Origin of the sequence: Neobacillus sp. 204, assembly GCF_046562815.1 — a bacterium.
Lineage (GTDB): Bacteria > Bacillota > Bacilli > Bacillales > Cytobacillaceae > Neobacillus.
In genome coordinates this window covers 25,036-42,416 of sequence record NZ_JBJORY010000006.1, presented here as the reverse complement: position 1 = coordinate 42,416, position 17,381 = coordinate 25,036, and the positions used below count along the sequence as shown (strand labels likewise).

Here is a 17,381-nt window from a genome sequence, read left to right as displayed (position 1 = left end):
GCGATGTCGTTAAAAAATAAATTAAATCGTTTAAAACCACATCTTTCTGTCGGTGGACCATTAGAAAAAATGTATACCCCATCACAAGAAGCGAACATTGAGGTTCCTTTTAAGGAAAAATGGGAGCAAGCAAACGTGTTCCCTTATTTTTTGGACGAGAGTTACTGTTTGATAAGAGAAGTGATCTATCCACTTTCACACCAGCATGGACATTACCGTTTTCGTGATTTTCTAACTGCAGTCGAAATTTGGAACAATCAGCCCGTCAATCATCCTTTATCAGCAGAAGGTCATCAAGCTGAAGAATTATTCTTTTTTGATACTGAAACAACTGGACTTGGAGGGGGAGTAGGAAACACTATTTTCCTACTCGGCTATGCGAGCATTTCTGGAGATTCTCTTATCTTAAGACAACATATTTTACCGAATCCAGGGGCAGAGGTCCCTTTATATCAAAGCTTTCTAGAAAAAGTGGATTATAAAACGCTAGTGACTTATAATGGAAAGTCATTTGATTGGCCACAGGTTAAAACAAGGCATACCCTTGTAAGGGAACATGTCCCTAAGTTGCCGCAGTTTGGTCATTTTGATTTGTTTCATGCGGCAAAGAGGCTTTGGAAGCATAAATTAGAACGGTTAAAGTTAGCTGTAGTGGAGAAAGAGGTTCTCGGGGTGGACCGCGTGGATGATATTCCTGGCTTTTTAGCTCCCATGATTTATTTTGATTTCATTGATAGTAAACAGCCTGATGGAATGCTAGGTATTCTTAAGCATAATGAAATTGATATTTTATCCCTCGTTACTTTATATACACATATCACTTTTCAACTATGTGGAATTGACACAGATCAAACAAGGTCGGAATCTTTTGAAGTAGGGCGCTGGTTTGCTTCTTTGGGTGAAAAAAATCAAGCTGAGAAAGTTTTAACCAAACTTGTTAATGGAAGTGATATTACTTCCTTTCAAGCAAAATATTCTTTGGCATTACAACGCAAAAAAGAACATGATTGGGTAAGAGCTGAGAAATTATTTTCAGATGTTGTTGAATCTGGTGATAATCGGCTGATGTTAGAAGCCTGCTTAGAACTGGCCAAAATATATGAACATAGATTAAAAGATTTTGGACTTGCCATAGATTACTGTCAAAAAGCAATTATGATTGTATCTCAATTAGAACAAACACCAAAAATTTCAGGTCAATTAAACTTAGAACAATTCCAATTTAGACTTAAACGGTTAGAGCGAAAACGGCAAAATAGCTTGTAAAACCATTGTTAAAAGTAAAGTTCACTTTTTTGTCAAAAAATCTTTGTAATTTGTTTGAAAAACCAGCATTTCCATATTGTTAAACAAGGTAGAAAGTTGTAAAATTTGAAATTGAATTGAAAAAAAGACTTACAAAACATTTGGAGCTGGTAATATGTATAAAGCGATTTTATTTTTATTTTTTGTTGTCGTCTGTTTAACTGCAGTTATTTTTACAAGTTTAAAAGATAGCTTTTATTCTTTTCTATAAATGAAACATATGTCTAATAAGAACTACTTTTTTGTTCAAAGTTAGGCATATTTAAACATATCTAAATAGAAGCATGAAAATGAACTATCTTCAAGGAAAAATAGGTATTTTCATTAGTACAAGAGTAATCCCTTCAACATAGGCTGTAATGTAAACAAAATTCTGAAGGGAGATTATTTTATGTATCTTGGAACTAATTTCATGCCGCCTGTTATTCATCCGACTCAACAAATTGTGAACCATACGTTTTCAACAACAGTGGTTCCCCATATTCACCCTGTTCATACAACTACGGTGAATCACCATTTGTATCAACATAAACATTATTGTCCACAAACTGCTTCTTGCGCTGAAGAGGTATGCAATCAGCAAATCAACTGCTGTAACCCTTGTGCGCCAATAGCACCTATGCCAGCAGTTTTGCCTGAAGCAAATGTTTTACCAAATGCTCTGCCAAATGTTATGCCAGGAATGGGAGGCCCAGGTTTCGGCCCAGGAGGCCCAGGTTTCGGCCCAGGAGGCCCAGGTTTTGTCCCAGGAGGTCCAGGTTTTGGCCCAGGAGGTCCAGGTTTCGGTCCAGGAGGTCCAGGTTTCGGCCCAGGAGGCCCGGGATTTGGCCCAGGAGGCCCAGGTTTTGGCCCAGGACCATTCATGGGACCTAGACGCTAATAGGGTAACGGCGATTACAGGGGCTTTCTAGCCCTTGTTTTTTATTTATTCTTACTACATGATATGCTATCCTTGTCCAAATGTTTGTCCATTTTTATAAAATTTCTTTATTGAGGAGAACATTTTAGATGAAAGTTCTAGTCATATCGGGTTATAAACCGTTTGAATTAGGGATTTTTAAAAACGACCACCCCTCGGTTTTTTTTATTAAGTCTGCCATAAAGAAATCCTTACTACCAATGGTGGAAGAAGGATTAGAATGGGTGCTGATAAGCGGTCAGTTAGGCGTGGAACTGTGGGCTGCAGAGGTTGTTTTTGAATTACAAATGGAATTTCCTGATCTAAAGCTTGCGGTAATCACTCCATTTCTAGACCAGCAAGCATCATGGAAGGAAAATAACAAGGAATGGTATGAATCTGTCCTTGAACAAGCAGACTTTATTGATTCTGTTACGAAAAAGGGATATGAAAAACCATGGCAATTTCGGTTGAAAAATCAATTTTTTATTGAAAAAAGTGAAGGCCTCCTCCTCCTTTACGATCAGGAAAAGGAAGGAAGCCCAAAATATCTTTACGAAATGGCGTTGGAGTACCAAAAGAAACACTCATACTCAATTAAACTGATAACTTTTTATGATTTACAAATGATCGTGGAAGAAGAACAATTGAAACGGAGTGATTTTTAGGTTTTGGTCATTTTTACGGTAATTATTCCATATATTGTATTGATTTATAAATCGCAATATTTACAAAACAAATGAAAATTGACAAAACTACATATTTTTGAAAAAATAATAGGTAGTGATTGGCGAATACCGAGGTGAATAGAATGCTTTCAGACAAAGTGAAATTAACAGCTAAGGATATTTTAGAAAAAGAGTTTAAGACTGGAGTACGTGGTTATAAACAAGAAGATGTCGATAAATTTTTAGATCTTATCATTAAAGATTATGGAACATTTCATCAAGAGGTTGAAGAACTTCAACAGGAAAACCTTCGACTACGAAAACAGCTTGAAGAAACTTCAAAAAGGCAGCCAGCAGCTCAACCTGCAGGTACAACAAATTTTGATATCTTGAAGCGTTTATCCAATCTTGAAAAACATGTTTTTGGTAACAAGCTCTACGATTAACAAAAAATAGGAAGATTTCCTGTTAATAACCATTGAAATACCAGCGTGAAATACATATAATAAATTGTATTCATTAATAACGTTCGGGTAATCGCTGTAAGATGCATTTGCATCTTGCAGAGGAAAGTCCATGCTCGCACGAGCTGAGATGCTCGTAGTGTTCGTGCCTAGTGAATTCATAAGCTAGGGCAGTTGGGGCTAGCATCCAACTGACGGCCGGGAAAATACCTAAGTCCTTTTAGGATATGGTATGAATACCTATAAAAGTGCCACAGTGACGTAGCCTTTCTAGAAATGGAAAGGGTGGAACGGGTAAACCCCACGAGCGAGAAACCCAAATAATGGTAGGGGCACTTTCTCTGAGGAATTGAACAAGGAGAAGGACAGGTCAAATATGAGCCTGTAGATAGATGATTACCACCTAAGTACGAGACACACCCGTGTCGTTTGTAGTACACTGGTACAGAACATGGCTTACAGAACGTTATTAATGGGAATGTATGCTGGATATTAAACGGCTCTCCTAACAAGGAGGGCTTTTTATTATTATGGCTATTATAAAGTTAATTATTGAATATGCCACTTTTTTGATTGGAGCGCCTTTCCCTGCAATCAACAAGCCACTAATATAGAATACAGATTGCATTCGTTTCCTACTTTTTGTCAATAATGAAAGCGAATGAAAGATTATCATATTAAACAAAAACATACATACAAATGAATGAATTAAGGGTGAAAAAATGGGAAATTATCAAATAATAGCAACTGCAGCAATGGGGCTTGAAGCTTTAGTTGCTAAAGAAGTCCGGGCATTAGGATACGACTGTGAAGTTGAAAATGGCAAGGTTACATACACAGGGGATGAATATGCAATAGCCCGTAGTAATTTATGGCTCCGAACAGCGGATAGAATTAAGATTAAGGTCGGCGAATTTAAGGTGTATACCTTTGATGAGTTATTCGAAAAAACCAAGGCCTTCCCATGGGAAAGATTCTTACCCGAGGATGCTGAATTCCCGGTTGTTGGTAAATCTGTAAAGTCAAAGCTATTCAGTGTTTCAGATTGCCAGGCTATTGTAAAAAAAGCCGTAGTAGAACGAATGAAACAACACTATAAGCGAAATACATGGTTTGAAGAAAACGGTGCTTTTTTTCGCATCGAAGTGGCACTACTAAAAGACGTTGCCACCATTACCATTGACACGAGCGGTCAAGGACTGCATAAACGTGGCTATCGCGTTGATCAGGGGGAGGCACCCCTAAAGGAAACTCTTGCTGCTGCACTTATACTTCTCACGAATTGGAAAGCAGACCGTCCATTTATGGACCCTTTCTGCGGTTCGGGGACGATTCCCATTGAAGCGGCAATGATTGGGCAAAATATTGCTCCAGGATTTAATCGGGAATTTGTATCTGAGCGTTGGAATTGGATACCAGCGAAGGTTTGGGAAGACGCTAGAAATGAAGCGGAAGACTTAGCAAATTATGATCAGCCAATAGATATTTTAGGAACTGATATCGATCATAGAATGGTGAAAATTGCCCAAGATAATGCCTTTGAAGCGGGATTTGGCGACTTAATCCAATTCAAGCAAATGCAGGTCAGAGATATTTCTACACATAAGCAATACGGGGTCATCGTCGGGAATCCTCCATATGGAGAAAGACTTGGGGATAAAAAAGCAGTCGAACAGATGTATAAGGAAATGGGCCAGGCATTCAACGCACTAGATACATGGTCAATATATATTTTGACTTCCAACGAGCAGTTTGAACAATTTTATGGCAGACCCGCAACAAAAAAGCGAAAACTCTTTAACGGCTTTATTCGTACGGATCTTTATCAATATTGGGGAAAGAAACCTCCTCGTGACAATGAACTAAATCAAGACAAATAATCAAATTGAATACTATTTTGTTGAAATATATGAAAGTTTTTTGGGGAGGGTACCATGCAAAAAAGAATGCCATTTGAGATTGCAAAAACTGAATCCTTTTATGATAAATTGGGTGAATGGATCGGTGATTTATTCTATGATATATTACCCGAAGCTGGCTTCGAACTGAGAGATGAACAGATTTATATGGCTTTTCAACTTGAAAATGCCTACAAAGATAAAAAGGTAATGTTTGCTGAAGCGGGCGTTGGAACAGGGAAAACAATTGTTTACTTGCTTTATGCCATCATGTATGCTCGCTATACAAATCGCCCGGCTGTGATTGCTTGTGCAGATGAGACTTTAATTGAGCAGTTAGTTAAGAAAGAGGGAGATATCGCGAAGCTGGAGAAGGTCCTTGGACTCGATATCGATGTTCGCTTGGCTAAATCTCGAGATCAATATCTCTGTTTAAAAAAGCTAGATCAATCTAGGAATAATGATTTTTCTGATGAGATTTCAAGTATTTATGAAAACCTACCCGATTTTGTGCATGCTGTTGGCTCCATGCAGACCTTTGAAAGATATGGCGACAGAAGGGATTACCCAACGTTATCTGATGAAAAATGGGGTGAAGTAAGTTGGGATGCCGTTCAGGATTGTTTTTCTTGTGAAAAGCGACATCGCTGTGGGTTGACCTTACATCGTGAATATTACCGACACTCTGAGGATTTAATCATCTGTTCTCATGATTTTTATATGGAGCATATTTGGACAAAAGAATCAAGAAAGCGTGAAGGGCAGCTGCCGTTATTACCTGAACATTCTTCCGTTGTTTTTGACGAAGGACACCTTCTTGAATATGCAGCACAGAAAGCGTTAAGCTACCGTTTTACTGATTATACCTTAGAGACATTACTCACAAGGTTAATGGAAAATGAAGTACGTGAAAAGACGCTTTATACGATCGAAGAGGCGTTATTAGATAATGAGGCATTTTTCGATGTAATTTCACAATTCTCCTCTCTTTCACAAGGTTCAGAAAAACAAATGATTACTAAGCATCCATTAGTATTGAAGACATGCAGGAAGTTACTGTCCACTCTTCAAAAATTAGAAGAGGAATTAGTATTTGAAAGTGAGCTATATGTCATAAATGAATACGATTTGAAAATTGTTGAGGAGTACTTGGAACAAATCACCTATTCTTTATCACTATTTCTTCAGGAATTAAATGGAATTACTTGGTTTGAAGAAAAAGGGGGAGAGAGGACACTGGTGATTATGCCAAAAATGGTTGAAGAAGTAATGCGGGAAGAAGTTTTCACTCAGAAAAAACCGTTTATCTTCTCGTCTGCTACGCTTGCAAATCAAAAATCGTTCGATTATATTGCAGCGAGTCTGGGTGTAGATGATTACCTCTCGTTCTCCGTTGCATCTCCATTTAATTATGATGATAAAATGGAGCTTTATCTGCCAACATTTAAACAGGGAGACATAGACGGGAAAATTGCCTATATTTTAAAGGGAATTCGTAAATCTGAAGGACGTGCACTAATTCTTCTCAATAATAAAGAGGAGTTAGTGTATCTTAAGAAAAACCTTTCTGGAGAAGTCCCATACCCTATTTATTTTGAAGGCGACGAAGAAATAAGCACACTTGTTTCTAAATTTCAGAATGAAGAACATGCAATTCTTTGTTCAATCCATCTGTGGGAAGGTCTAGATATACCGGGGAGATCTCTTGAAAATGTTTTGATCTTTTCACTCCCATTTCCACCGAATGATCCTGTCTTTACTGCAAAAAAAGCTGGTGTTGATGACCCATTTGCAGAGGTTGACCTCCCGTATATGCTCCTACGTTTACGTCAAGGAGTGGGACGCTTGATTCGGAGTGAAAAGGATCAAGGATCCGTTCATATCCTTTTAGATGAAGATATTGATACAAATGTAATCGGGAATATTAAAGAAGTTTTACCAACACAAGCTAAATCATGAAACAAAGCGGAAGCACTAATCAAGGTGCTTCCGCTTTTTATCTGAATCCAGCTCCAGCGCCTAGGGGCTCGGGTCATAAGCCAATTCGTCCTGAAGGTTAAAAAGCAACCTTCACGCCAACTTGTCTTATGCCTGTCGCCCCTAGGAAAAAATGAACTACTTTTTTCCCTGTTCAAGGCGCTTCCGCTTTTTATTTTATCTTCCTAATAATCGTAGTCCTTCAGGGGTCATTTTTTCTGGAGACCAGGCAGGTTCCCAGACGAGATTCACATCGACCTTATTAGTTTCTTCCATCCCCTCAACACAGTACCTGACCCCGCTAGTTATGCTGTCATGGAGTGGGCATCCAGGTGTTGTTAATGTCATGGTGATTGTAACATCAGCTGATTCTCTCACTTCGATATTATATATTAAACCGAGATCCACTACATTAATGTTTAATTCAGGGTCATAGACACTTTTTAACGCACTTAAGATTGCTTCTTTCATATTCATCATAAACACCTCGCTATTTTTTTAAAACGCTTAAGATACTAACTGCAATAATAATAAATACAATGGAAAGGATGGTCTGTCCGATATTAAAAAGGACGGTTACATGAAAAGTTAAGGCACAAAAGACAACCAGTATTGCAACAATAAATATAGAAAACAAAGGGGTAACGATTTTTTCATTGATCATTTCTTTTAATGAAGGCACCCTGTTTTTTCCTATTTCCTTACTGTATTTATAAGTCCACCACAAGAATGGAACAATTTTATATAAATAACTAACAATACTTAAGACAATCCAAAGCAATAAATAGGCATAAACAAGTGGGCCTGCAAGAGTTGTAAATTGGTGATTCCAAAGTATGATAAAGGCTGCAAAATGAATTAAATTTCCTAACCCAATCGCAACCAAAGCGAACGTAAACGGTTTATCTAGCGTTTTCTTCAATCTTTTTTTGATAATAAGTCGAATATGCAAGCTGAAAATGGTAAAACCGATCAAGAGTAAAAAGAAACCGGCTTTCAATAGCAGACTGTTATTTGTAAAGAAAGAAATCAGTGATATGACAAGGCCTGAAAAATAAAACGCAAATACATATTTTGCTTGAACCATCGGAAAACCATGGGATAAAGAAAACATGGGCACCATCTTGTATGAGAATCCGAAAATTAACAAAGTAAACCAGCCAGTAATCCCCATTAATAAATGGGCTTTAAAGATCGATTGATAATATTCCCCTGCAAAGCCGGTTTTTAAGCAGTAGATCATGGTAATCCCTAAGAATATTGTAATAAATAAACAAACTAACGACGAACCCACAAAAGCAGTAAGAATAGTTGGTTTTGCTTGTGCTTTTAGGGTCATAAACATTTGGAATAAAAACATTAAGATCCCAATTAGCATTAGGATACCAGGGAACATGGCATTTTGCGGAGACCAATAAAGCATCCCTGAAAATGAAATGATTCCAACTGCTGTCACGAAGAATTGTATAAAAGCGAATTTTTCATTCCATATTTTCGTTAGAAAGGCAACTGGTACCAGTTGATACATTGCTCCCATGGCCGCCATTAATGACCAGCCTAAAACTAATAAATGAGCTGAAGACCATATTACAGGAATTCTAAAACTCCCTTCCGCCATTAATTGACCATTTACTAATAATAAAATTTGAGAAAGTAGCAATGCTATTAAACTAAACAAAATAAATGAAAGTGGTAGTTTAATATTTGTTTCACTTCCCATATTTTGAGGAAGCATGTTCCTTCACCTCACTTACCGGAAAATTTCAATTTTAAAACTTCCGTCATTTTGTTGTTCTGTTCGTTGTTGGTAACCCAATTCCTCGAGTTGCTCGTAGAGAAACATCGGTCTTCGATCATTAATTATGGTTAATGTCTCTTTTTCGCTTAGGGTTTCCAAGGCAGCTAAGGTTCTCATCATTGGTTGTGGTGGTTCTAATCCACGGTTATCTAAGATCATAATTTTCCCCTCTTCCTTAAGCTTTCTTTGTGAATGTTACTTTCCAATGCTTCTTATCAATTTCTACTTCCTCGTGCGTGAAGCCTTTGGCTTTCAATACTCCGAAAAGTGGTACTGGTTTAAAAGGGGCATGTAAGATAAAAATATCATTTCCCTTTAACTCCTTAATTGCCTCCATAATTTTTTGAAAAGGTTCAATTTTATTCTTTAAATCTTCTCGAACGTCAAGTTCTATAATTTTTTGCTCCATTGTATAAACAACTCCCTTTATTAAAAAACTAATGTATTAATAGAATAATTCCTGTTGAAGCGCTTCCCGGTCGATTAGGTAATAACCCTCCTGATCGAGGATAACAAAGTTTTTCCTTTTCACTTGATTAATTGTCCTACTTACGGTTTCTCGTGAAGTACCAATCATATTGGCTAATTCACGATTGGTGAATTGTGTTGTGAGCCTGTAGCGGCCATTAACCAATTCGCCATTTGATTTACAAAGCCTAATAAGTAGTAAAATAATCTGTTCAAAAGTATTATGAAGAACTTGTGCTTCTAATCTTCCTTGCAAATCTACTATTTTTTCTCCCAATACTTTAAACAGCTTAATGCAAAGCTCAGGATAGGAAATAAGGATTCCTTCAAACTTATCAATGGGAATGATAATGAGATTTGCATCCTCCATCACTTCGGCATGGGCTGGAAAATTGCCTCCTCTAAAAAATCCAGCATGTGGAAACATTTCACCAGGTTCAAGGACAGATATTAATTGTTCTTTACCTGATTGATCTGTTTTGCAAATCTTAATTTTTCCACTATGAATAAAGAAAACTCGGTCAAGAGGATCTTCCTGCATAAAAACATACATCTTCTGTTTATAAAAACGAGTTTGTGCAATCTTCACGATTGGCTCTAGTTCTCCTGCCGATAATTCTTTAAAGATGGGGACAACAGATAACCTTTTTACTATGTCCTCTTGTTTCATTAACATCACCTTCGTATTAGTAATTATGATTTAGTTAGATTGTAGCAGTGTTTTTATAGTAATTATGTGACCTCCATCATAGTTACCTTGTTTTTGTGAAAATTATTCTCATTAGAACGGGTGCGTGAGAATTATCACAGGAAAAGGATGAAATGGTTCACTTTGTGTCGCTCTTGTGAAAGTTACAATACGAAAGGTAATGAAACATGAAAGGATGAAGGGTTATGGAAATACAACGAGGAACACCACCCAAAAAAGTGGTGAAGACAAATAAAAATGCTTTGCTGAAATCCATATTAGTTATCACCATTTTACTCAGCTTCACCGTATTATTAGTTGGTGGCTATTGGATCTTTAAAGAGCAGGCACCAAGGCCTGTAGAAGTCACCAATGAGAGCGGGGAAGTTCTTTTTACCAAAGATACCATTATGGGCGGTCAGGCAGTCTTTCAAAAATACGGCTTAATGGATTATGGTACCGTTTTAGGACACGGTTCCTATATGGGTCCCGACTACACAGCAGAAGCTTTAAAGCTGTATACTGAGGGAATGCAGGACTTTAAAGCAAATGAACAATATAATAAAGACTTTTCATCATTAAATGAGGATGAAAAATCCACTATTAAAAATAAAGTTATTAAAGAAATGCGGAAAAACCGTTATGACTCTGGTAGCGATACTATGATGTTAACAAATGCACAAGAATTTGGACTTGAAAGAGTAAGAGAATACTATAAAGAGGTTTTCACTAAGGGTGACGGCTGGGGGTTAAAGGCAAACCTAATTAAAGAAGAGGATATGCCTAAGACGGATCGAGCTTATGTTGCAAAAGGTGATCAAATCACACAAATATCAGATTTCTTCTTCTGGACTGCTTGGCTCTCAAGTACAGTCCGTGAAGGTGATAAAATCACTTATACGAATAATTGGCCATACTATGAAGACGCGGGTAACCAATTATCCTTTTCGGCAATTTGGTGGAGTGGTGCCAGCATTACACTATTTGTATTAATGGTTGGAATCATCCTGTTTGTTTTCTATCGTTATAATTTTGGGATGCAGGAAGCGTATAAAGAAGGTAATTTCCCACGAATTGATTTACGGAAAATGCCAGTGACGAGTTCACAGGTGAAAACAGGAAAATACTTTGTGATTGTTGCTGCTTTATTCTTAGTACAATGTATGTTCGGGGCGTTACTTGCCCATTATTATATCGAGCCAGATAGTTTCTTCGGAATGAAGTGGATTCACGATATACTTCCATTTAATATTACAAAAGGTTACCATTTACAGCTTGCCATCTTCTGGATTGCGACAGCATGGCTTGGAATGGGAATTTATGTGGCACCGCTTGTTGGTGGTTATGAACCTAAGAAACAAGGTTTATTAGTAGATATTTTATTCTGGGCACTGATTGTTCTTGTTGTAGGTAGTATGGTTGGAGAGTGGCTTGGTGCCAAAGGCTATTTAGGAAACAAATGGTTCTTATTTGGACATACAGGCTGGGAATATATTGAGCTTGGCCGTATTTGGCAGCTAATTCTGATTGTAGGTATGCTCATCTGGCTGTTCATTGTTTATCGAGGAGTCAGAGCAGGACTGAAGCGTGAAACTGACAAGGGCGGATTGATCCACCTACTATTCTATTCAGCTATTGCTGTACCAGCTTTCTATATCTTTGCTTTATTTATTAACCCAGGTACAAGTTTTACATTCGCTGATTACTGGCGCTGGTGGATTATTCACCTCTGGGTAGAAGGTATTTTTGAGGTATTTGCTGTTGTAGTTATTGGGTTCTTATTAGTTCAACTGGGCCTAGTTACGAAAAAATCAACAGTAAGACAACTCTATTTCCAATTAATTCTGCTCTTAGGCAGCGGGGTAATCGGAATCGGTCACCACTATTACTATAATGGTTCGGCAGAAGTCTGGCTGGCTCTTGGAGCGGTGTTCTCTGCATTAGAAGTTATTCCGTTAACCTTGTTAATTCTCGAGGCATATGAGCAATATAAAATGATGCGTGAGGGTGGAGTAAATTTCCCTTACAAAGGAACATTCTGGTTCTTAATCTCAGTTGCCATCTGGAACTTAGTGGGTGCAGGTGTGCTGGGCTTCTTAATTAACTTACCAGCCGTCAGCTATTTTGAACACGGACAATTCTTAACACCAGCACATGGCCATGGTTCGATGATGGGTGTATACGGTATGTTCGCATGTGCGGTACTCCTATACTCATTGAGAAATATTGTTAAACCAGAAGCTTGGAATGATAAATGGATAAAAATTAGCTGTATCCTATTAAACGTAGGACTAGCAGGAATGGTTTTCCTTTCCTTACTTCCAGTTGGATTCATCCAAATCAAAGAAGCATTTAATTATGGATATGCTGCTTCTCGTTCAGCATCATTCCTACAAAAGGATCTTGTTGAAACATTATTAACTTGGCGCGCGGTGCCTGACACCATCTTCTTGATTGGCGTCGTCATCTTGTTGGTATTCTGTATTAAAGCAATCTTTAATCTCCGGAAGCCAACCCATAAAGAAGGAGAAAAACTTCCAATTAAGGATCTATCTATGGATGAAGATTAATTTTCCAGAATCCGCAAAGGTCAGCTTTGCGGATTTTCTTTGTTTACAATCAAATTCTCATGGCATTTAAAACAATAAAGCTCTTTCTCTTCGGTTTGGACCCCATTAAAAAATCCATCCAAACAATAGAGCTCTTTACTGCAGCATGTGCACCTTCCAATGAGTTCCTGCATTTGTCATACCTCCTGTATAAGTAAAATCATGTGTTTACTGTGATAGTACTCACTAAGTTTCCAAACTGGTTCTAATATAATAAAAGGGTAGTTAACATATTAATAGGAGTGATAATAATGCAAACCTACGCAAAAGTTATCAATGTACCAGATTTCCCGCCACGAGAAAAACATCCTACCATCTTTAATGCTTTTGACGAATTAGCTTCTAGCGAGACAATGATGATTGTCAATGACCATGATCCAAGGCCGCTATTATATCAATTCATGATGGAAAGACCTGAGCAATTTTCTTGGGAGTACCTTGAAGAAGGTCCTGAAACATGGAGAGTAGCGATTACCAAAAAGTAAAAAACAATTTATTCTAATAATCTTGGTTCACGAAACCATCGCTAGTTTTTCCAATTTATTCATTTATTTTCCAGGAGTCATCCTCTTTTCCCTATAATCTATTTTACAACAGAGGCTCATTCTGTTGTTTTTTTTATTCACCAGTGGACAGTCATTCGCCTCTTTTTCTGAATAATGTGCTAAAATTAATTGGAAGTAAAAGGGGGAATATAATGAATAAAGTACGATTAGAAAAAGAGTTTTTGGATTATGTAAAAAAAATGTCTGCCTATTATGAAGCGTTGGGACTCATTTACTGGGACTTAAGAACAGGAGCTCCGAAACAAGGGGTGGAACAACGCTCTGAAGTAATTGGAATGCTTTCTTCCGAAGTATTTAAAATGTCGACCTCCGAGGAAATGGCCGCATATATAGCCAGCTTAGCGAAACTGCCTCTAACTGAAAAAACCAAGAAAATTCTCGAAGAATGTAAAAAAGAATATGAACGAAATAAAAAAATTCCTGCTGAAGAATATAAAGAATTTGTCATTCTCCAATCTAAAGCTGAAAGTGTTTGGGAGGAGGCAAAGGAAAATTCGGATTTTTCCCTATTTAGTCCTTACTTAGAAAAACTGGTAGTCATGACAAAAAGGTTCGTTGGCTATTGGGGACATGGAAAAAATAAATATGATGTGTTATTAGATATGTACGAACCAGGTATGACGACGGAAGTATTAGATCATGTTTTTGGTGAACTTAGAGAGAAAATCGTACCTTTGGCCCAACAAATTGCGGAGTCTTCACACAAGCCTAAAACAGATTTTCTGTTTAAAAGATTTCCAAAGGAAAACCAACGTGAATTGAGCTTAAAAATTCTCGAAAAAATGGGTTATAATTTCAAAGCTGGCAGACTAGATGAAACCGTTCATCCTTTTGCCACGGGATTAAACCCAGGCGATGTCCGTGTTACCACTAACTATAATGAAAACGACTTCCGGACTGCTGTTTTTGGTACAATACATGAAGGCGGTCACGCTTTATATGAACAAAATATTTCAACGGAGTTAATTGGTACTCCGCTTTGCTCAGGAACCTCTATGGGGATTCATGAATCGCAGTCCCTTTTTTATGAGAATATTCTTGGACGAAGCTCTTCATTTTGGAAAAATAATTACCAGCTTTTGAAGGAGTATGCAACGGGACAGTTTGATCAAGTGGAAATAGATGATTTTTACCGAGCTATTAACGAATCTAAACCGTCATTCATTCGAATTGAAGCGGATGAATTAACATACCCGCTCCATATAATCATCCGCTATGAGATTGAAAAAGGTTTATTTAATGATGAGATTGATGTGAAAGACTTACCGGCGATTTGGAATGATAAATACGAAGAATATTTGGGGATTCGTCCTGAAAACGATGCACAGGGTGTTCTTCAGGATGTCCATTGGGCAGGGGGCAGCTTCGGGTATTTTCCATCCTATGCGTTAGGATATATGTATGCAGCACAATTTAAGCATAAAATGGTCGAGGAGCTTCCAAATTTCAATCAATTAGTCGAGGATGGTAACCTTTTACCGATTAAAGAATGGCTGACAGAAAAGATCCATCAGTACGGAAAAATGAAGAAGCCGCTTGAAATCTTACAAGATGTCACAGGAGAAGGCCTCAATCCAAAATATTTAATCGATTATCTTTATGAGAAGTTTGAAAAGGTTTATAGGTTAAAATAAGATTTAAAGACATAGAAAAGGCTTCAACCCGGGAGGATTGAAGCCTTTTTCTAATTTTTAGTATGATATGAAAGTATAAAATTCGACTTTGAGAATTGTCCAGCTCCAGCGCCCTAGCGGCTAGTGTCCTTCGCTCTCCGCCCTACGATAAGTCAACATCGAATCGCCTTCGGCTCTTCGTGTTTCCTTTATCTCAGTTGGAGCGCTCCAGGCCATACGCCGCTGAACAGGGCGCTTGCGCTTTTCTTCCTACCATTTACTCCAAGTCTGAAATCCTTTGGAGCCTGGAGGTGAATTTTGAATAATATCGATAAAGGGAATCGTGTAAGCGAAAAGAATTAGGGCTGCAGCAATCCCTAGCCATAATTTCCAGTTCTCAAATACCATTGGTGCCTTTTCTTCAGGATTCTCAGCGACCGCTACAGGGAATTCCTCTTCCCCCTTAGGAGCAAAGAAAGCAAGATTGATGAATATGATAAGGACAAGAATAATTCCTAGGAATAAAATCGTTCCACCCACTGCTTGTGCAATTTGATATGGAATCCATTCAGCTGCTTGTTTGGATCCGCCATAAGTAGAGAAAGCGGAACGTCTTGGTCCTCCTAAAAGACCTTGGAAGTGCATGGCACCTGACATAAAGGCCATTCCAATAAACCATACCCATGCTTGGATTATTCCTAATTTATTCATAGCCTTTGTTAATTTGCGTCCAGTTAAATGTGGAACCAGCCAATAGGATATCCCAAAGAATGTTAACACAACAGATGTGGCAGCAGTTAAGTGGAAGTGACCTGTAACCCAAATAGTATTATGAACTACTTGGTCCATTTGATTGGATGCATTGATGATCCCTCCTGCTCCAGCAGGAATAAATGAAGCCATACCGATAAATGGAACGGTAAACCTGGCATCACCCCAAGGTAGAACTTTAATCCAGCCAAAAAGGCCAGTGGCTCCTTTTGAGCGACCATATCTTTCAAATGTAGCAAATAACGAGAAGGCAGTCATTAACGATGGTATAATAACCATGAATGTTAAGATAACCTGTAAGAACTTCCAGGCAGGGTCAATCCCTGGCTCTGTTAATTGGTGGTGAAAACCAACCGGAATCGAGAAGAGCAGGAACAAAATAAAGGACAAACGAGCCAATGAATCTGAGAAAATTTTTCCGCCGATAATTTTCGGGATAATTGCATACCAGCACATATATGCAGGTAACAACCAGAAATAAACAAGTGGATGACCAAAATACCAAAATAAAGTCCGACTTACTAATACATCAACTGTATCAACTAATCCAAGCGACCAAGGAAGTAATTGGAATAATACCGTCGCTGCAACACCTAGCGTAGCAATAATCCACATAACTGTATTTATTATTGCCATAAAGCTCAATAATGGACTTGGCTGGCCTGGGTTGTTTTTCCGCCATTTTGCATAAGTCAAGATTTGAGCCGAACCGTCAATCCAGCTTCCTATCACAACAAAGGTTAACCCTAAGTAAAATATCCAATGTGCTTTAAGCGGTGCATAAAAAGTGTATAAAACGGAAGCTTCCTTTAGTAAAACCATGGTTGCAGCCATTAAGGTTCCAATTAACATGATCCAAAAACCGATCCAGCCAGCGCGGCGAGCAGCGTTTGAATGACCGCCTGTTGTTCTGCTAACGGCAGCATATTGAAATCCCATAATGAAAAATGTCGTTAAAACCAATCCCATCAATACACCATGGACAGTTAATATTTGATAATAGTCAATGCCCCATGGAAGTTCCCATTTACCGGAACGGACAAGAGTTTGTAATAGCCCCATTAAACCACCGAGCGCAAGAGCAGAGAAGGCGACAAAAAAGTGTGCCATTGAAAGCTTTGCATCTCGCGGGTCTACTTTTACTTTTGCAGCAGTTGAGTTAGCCATTATTTTTTCACCTCAATCATCGAACTCATTAAATGGTGCCCAGCACCACAATATTCATTACAAACAATTAAATATTCACCGGCTTTATCAAACGTTGTGGTATATTCGCTGACATATCCAGGCTCAAGCATCATGTTAATATTTGTTCCAGCTACTTCAAAGCCGTGAACAACATCTTTTGTGGTGGCAATAACTTTTACCTTTGCACCAAGTGGCACTTCCACTTTTACTGGATTATAGGAGAATGCTGAAGCAACATAAACTAATTCATAGTCCCAATCTTTACCCTCAACCTTATGTAATCCAGGCTTATTAAAGGGTTTTGTTTGATCGACTTTATCTACATTTATAGTAGTCAAACAACTAGGTGGCTTGTTGCCAAGGTAGAATGCGCTTACACCCACAACTGTTAAGAAAACAACCAGTGCACCAATTCCAAAAGAAAGCCAAATTTTCTCGAACTTATGCATATGCATAATATTTTCCCCCTT

General features: G+C 38.1%; 17 protein-coding genes and 1 other RNA gene. 10 read left to right on the top strand and 8 right to left on the bottom strand.

What is annotated here, in order from left to right:
* Positions 1 to 3 precede the first annotated feature (3 nt).
* The 7 genes from ACJ004_RS13400 to ACJ004_RS13370 all read left to right on the top strand — a co-directional run bounded on the left by ACJ004_RS13400 (position 4) and on the right by ACJ004_RS13370 (position 7,192).
* Positions 4 to 1,266, top strand: a complete 1,263-nt coding sequence (locus ACJ004_RS13400) for a ribonuclease H-like domain-containing protein (RefSeq protein WP_410893543.1) — start codon at positions 4 to 6, stop codon at positions 1,264 to 1,266.
* Positions 1,267 to 1,696: 430 nt separating this feature from the next.
* Positions 1,697 to 2,185, top strand: coding sequence for a CotD family spore coat protein (locus ACJ004_RS13395; protein WP_410893542.1), 489 nt, complete (start codon positions 1,697 to 1,699; stop codon positions 2,183 to 2,185).
* A gap of 128 nt (positions 2,186 to 2,313) precedes the next feature.
* Entirely contained in the window at positions 2,314 to 2,871 is a 558-nt protein-coding gene (locus ACJ004_RS13390; protein WP_410893541.1) for an SLOG family protein, read from the top strand.
* Positions 2,872 to 3,014: 143 nt separating this feature from the next.
* Positions 3,015 to 3,317 (top strand): cell division regulator GpsB, encoded by a 303-nt coding sequence (gene gpsB / locus ACJ004_RS13385; protein ID WP_410893540.1) that lies wholly within the window; start codon positions 3,015 to 3,017, stop codon positions 3,315 to 3,317.
* A 79-nt stretch (positions 3,318 to 3,396) separates the two neighbouring features.
* Positions 3,397 to 3,799, top strand: an RNA gene (gene rnpB / locus ACJ004_RS13380) — RNase P RNA component class B.
* A gap of 258 nt (positions 3,800 to 4,057) precedes the next feature.
* Positions 4,058 to 5,215: a THUMP domain-containing class I SAM-dependent RNA methyltransferase gene (locus tag ACJ004_RS13375; protein WP_410893539.1), complete on the top strand. Its 1,158-nt coding sequence runs from the start codon at positions 4,058 to 4,060 to the stop codon at positions 5,213 to 5,215.
* A 54-nt stretch (positions 5,216 to 5,269) separates the two neighbouring features.
* Complete coding sequence (locus tag ACJ004_RS13370; RefSeq protein ID WP_410893537.1) at positions 5,270 to 7,192, top strand: ATP-dependent DNA helicase; 1,923 nt, start codon at positions 5,270 to 5,272, stop codon at positions 7,190 to 7,192.
* Positions 7,193 to 7,387: 195 nt separating this feature from the next.
* Here ACJ004_RS13370 and ACJ004_RS13365 read toward each other — a convergent pair whose 3' ends face one another.
* The 5 genes from ACJ004_RS13365 to ACJ004_RS13345 are packed head-to-tail and all read right to left on the bottom strand — an operon-like array spanning position 7,388 to position 10,146.
* On the bottom strand, positions 7,388 to 7,687 hold the full coding sequence (locus tag ACJ004_RS13365; protein ID WP_410893536.1) for a metal-sulfur cluster assembly factor: 300 nt from the start codon (positions 7,685 to 7,687) through the stop codon (positions 7,388 to 7,390).
* 13 nt (positions 7,688 to 7,700) lie between these two features.
* Positions 7,701 to 8,945: a hypothetical protein gene (locus ACJ004_RS13360; RefSeq protein WP_410893535.1), complete on the bottom strand. Its 1,245-nt coding sequence runs from the start codon at positions 8,943 to 8,945 to the stop codon at positions 7,701 to 7,703.
* 15 nt (positions 8,946 to 8,960) lie between these two features.
* Positions 8,961 to 9,167, bottom strand: a complete 207-nt coding sequence (locus ACJ004_RS13355) for a DUF2249 domain-containing protein (RefSeq protein ID WP_410893534.1) — start codon at positions 9,165 to 9,167, stop codon at positions 8,961 to 8,963.
* A 16-nt stretch (positions 9,168 to 9,183) separates the two neighbouring features.
* Positions 9,184 to 9,417 carry a DUF2249 domain-containing protein gene (locus ACJ004_RS13350; protein WP_410893533.1) on the bottom strand — a complete coding sequence of 78 codons (234 nt, stop codon included), beginning with the start codon at positions 9,415 to 9,417 and terminating at the stop codon, positions 9,184 to 9,186.
* Between the two features lie 36 nt (positions 9,418 to 9,453).
* Positions 9,454 to 10,146, bottom strand: coding sequence for a Crp/Fnr family transcriptional regulator (locus tag ACJ004_RS13345; protein ID WP_410893532.1), 693 nt, complete (start codon positions 10,144 to 10,146; stop codon positions 9,454 to 9,456).
* 224 nt (positions 10,147 to 10,370) lie between these two features.
* Between ACJ004_RS13345 and ACJ004_RS13340 the strand changes: the two genes are divergently transcribed.
* Positions 10,371 to 12,734, top strand: a complete 2,364-nt coding sequence (locus tag ACJ004_RS13340) for a nitric-oxide reductase large subunit (protein WP_410893531.1) — start codon at positions 10,371 to 10,373, stop codon at positions 12,732 to 12,734.
* Positions 12,735 to 12,754: 20 nt separating this feature from the next.
* On the opposite strand, the gene ACJ004_RS13335 is transcribed toward ACJ004_RS13340, so the two are convergent.
* Positions 12,755 to 12,907: a hypothetical protein gene (locus ACJ004_RS13335; RefSeq protein WP_410893530.1), complete on the bottom strand. Its 153-nt coding sequence runs from the start codon at positions 12,905 to 12,907 to the stop codon at positions 12,755 to 12,757.
* Positions 12,908 to 13,024: 117 nt separating this feature from the next.
* Here ACJ004_RS13335 and ACJ004_RS13330 point away from each other — a divergent pair, with 117 nt between their 5' ends.
* Together ACJ004_RS13330 and ACJ004_RS13325 are read left to right on the top strand one after the other, a co-directional pair.
* On the top strand, positions 13,025 to 13,258 hold the full coding sequence (locus ACJ004_RS13330) for a DUF2249 domain-containing protein (protein ID WP_410893529.1): 234 nt from the start codon (positions 13,025 to 13,027) through the stop codon (positions 13,256 to 13,258).
* 212 nt (positions 13,259 to 13,470) lie between these two features.
* The gene (locus ACJ004_RS13325) at positions 13,471 to 14,973 is read left to right on the top strand and encodes a carboxypeptidase M32 (protein WP_410893528.1); all 1,503 of its coding nucleotides are present in this window, start codon (positions 13,471 to 13,473) and stop codon (positions 14,971 to 14,973) included.
* Between the two features lie 249 nt (positions 14,974 to 15,222).
* On the opposite strand, the gene ACJ004_RS13320 is transcribed toward ACJ004_RS13325, so the two are convergent.
* A complete protein-coding gene (locus ACJ004_RS13320; protein ID WP_410893527.1) occupies positions 15,223 to 16,890 on the bottom strand; it encodes a b(o/a)3-type cytochrome-c oxidase subunit 1 in 1,668 nt (555 codons plus the stop codon).
* On the bottom strand, positions 16,890 to 17,366 hold the full coding sequence (locus ACJ004_RS13315) for a cytochrome c oxidase subunit II (RefSeq protein WP_410893526.1): 477 nt from the start codon (positions 17,364 to 17,366) through the stop codon (positions 16,890 to 16,892). The genes ACJ004_RS13320 and ACJ004_RS13315 overlap by 1 nt, the downstream gene beginning before the upstream one ends.
* Positions 17,367 to 17,381: the final 15 nt, after the last annotated feature.

What these genes read in the sequence shown, in the direction of transcription:
- ACJ004_RS13400 (WP_410893543.1), top strand. Translation starts at nt 4, where the DNA reads ATGTCGTTAAAAAATAAATTAAATCGTTTAAAACCACATCTTTCTGTC.
- ACJ004_RS13395 (WP_410893542.1), top strand. Translation starts at nt 1,697, where the DNA reads ATGTATCTTGGAACTAATTTCATGCCGCCTGTTATTCATCCGACTCAA.
- ACJ004_RS13390 (WP_410893541.1), top strand. Translation starts at nt 2,314, where the DNA reads ATGAAAGTTCTAGTCATATCGGGTTATAAACCGTTTGAATTAGGGATT.
- gpsB (WP_410893540.1), top strand. Translation starts at nt 3,015, where the DNA reads ATGCTTTCAGACAAAGTGAAATTAACAGCTAAGGATATTTTAGAAAAA.
- ACJ004_RS13375 (WP_410893539.1), top strand. Translation starts at nt 4,058, where the DNA reads ATGGGAAATTATCAAATAATAGCAACTGCAGCAATGGGGCTTGAAGCT.
- ACJ004_RS13370 (WP_410893537.1), top strand. Translation starts at nt 5,270, where the DNA reads ATGCAAAAAAGAATGCCATTTGAGATTGCAAAAACTGAATCCTTTTAT.
- ACJ004_RS13365 (WP_410893536.1), bottom strand. Translation starts at nt 7,687, where the DNA reads ATGAATATGAAAGAAGCAATCTTAAGTGCGTTAAAAAGTGTCTATGAC.
- ACJ004_RS13360 (WP_410893535.1), bottom strand. Translation starts at nt 8,945, where the DNA reads ATGCTTCCTCAAAATATGGGAAGTGAAACAAATATTAAACTACCACTT.
- ACJ004_RS13355 (WP_410893534.1), bottom strand. Translation starts at nt 9,167, where the DNA reads ATGATCTTAGATAACCGTGGATTAGAACCACCACAACCAATGATGAGA.
- ACJ004_RS13350 (WP_410893533.1), bottom strand. Translation starts at nt 9,417, where the DNA reads ATGGAGCAAAAAATTATAGAACTTGACGTTCGAGAAGATTTAAAGAAT.
- ACJ004_RS13345 (WP_410893532.1), bottom strand. Translation starts at nt 10,146, where the DNA reads ATGAAACAAGAGGACATAGTAAAAAGGTTATCTGTTGTCCCCATCTTT.
- ACJ004_RS13340 (WP_410893531.1), top strand. Translation starts at nt 10,371, where the DNA reads ATGGAAATACAACGAGGAACACCACCCAAAAAAGTGGTGAAGACAAAT.
- ACJ004_RS13335 (WP_410893530.1), bottom strand. Translation starts at nt 12,907, where the DNA reads ATGCAGGAACTCATTGGAAGGTGCACATGCTGCAGTAAAGAGCTCTAT.
- ACJ004_RS13330 (WP_410893529.1), top strand. Translation starts at nt 13,025, where the DNA reads ATGCAAACCTACGCAAAAGTTATCAATGTACCAGATTTCCCGCCACGA.
- ACJ004_RS13325 (WP_410893528.1), top strand. Translation starts at nt 13,471, where the DNA reads ATGAATAAAGTACGATTAGAAAAAGAGTTTTTGGATTATGTAAAAAAA.
- ACJ004_RS13320 (WP_410893527.1), bottom strand. Translation starts at nt 16,890, where the DNA reads ATGGCTAACTCAACTGCTGCAAAAGTAAAAGTAGACCCGCGAGATGCA.
- ACJ004_RS13315 (WP_410893526.1), bottom strand. Translation starts at nt 17,366, where the DNA reads ATGCATATGCATAAGTTCGAGAAAATTTGGCTTTCTTTTGGAATTGGT.